This is a genomic window from Paraburkholderia sp. SIMBA_054, from assembly GCF_046534875.1.
Taxonomy (GTDB): domain Bacteria; phylum Pseudomonadota; class Gammaproteobacteria; order Burkholderiales; family Burkholderiaceae; genus Paraburkholderia; species Paraburkholderia hospita.
In genome coordinates this window covers 1-273 of sequence record NZ_JAWRXV010000746.1, presented here as the reverse complement: position 1 = coordinate 273, position 273 = coordinate 1, and the positions used below count along the sequence as shown (strand labels likewise).

At 60.1% G+C, this 273-nt stretch carries 1 protein-coding gene; it reads left to right on the top strand.

Going from position 1 to position 273, the window contains the following annotated elements:
* The coding region (locus SB822_RS57090) for a porin (RefSeq protein WP_410859105.1) at positions 1 to 273 on the top strand (273 nt) is incomplete at both ends.

Sequence of the window (273 nt, the reverse complement as noted above, 5' to 3'; positions counted from 1 at the left end):
AAGGGTGGCGACGACGTTTATGCCCGCGGCGGAAGCTTCTCGCGCCTGCCTGATGGTGGTGCAGCGCTCATTCTGGGCGGTAAAGACCGCGACACTTATGCCAAGACCGCTCGTGCAACCCTTCGTTTCTCGACGGCTTCGGAAACCGAACTTGGTACTCTGAAGACCTACATCGAAACGCGCTTCCAGTGGTCTGACGGCAACGATTCCGGCTCAACCGGCACGCTGCGCTTCGGCTACATCGAGCTCGGTGGTCTGCGCGTTGGTCTCGAT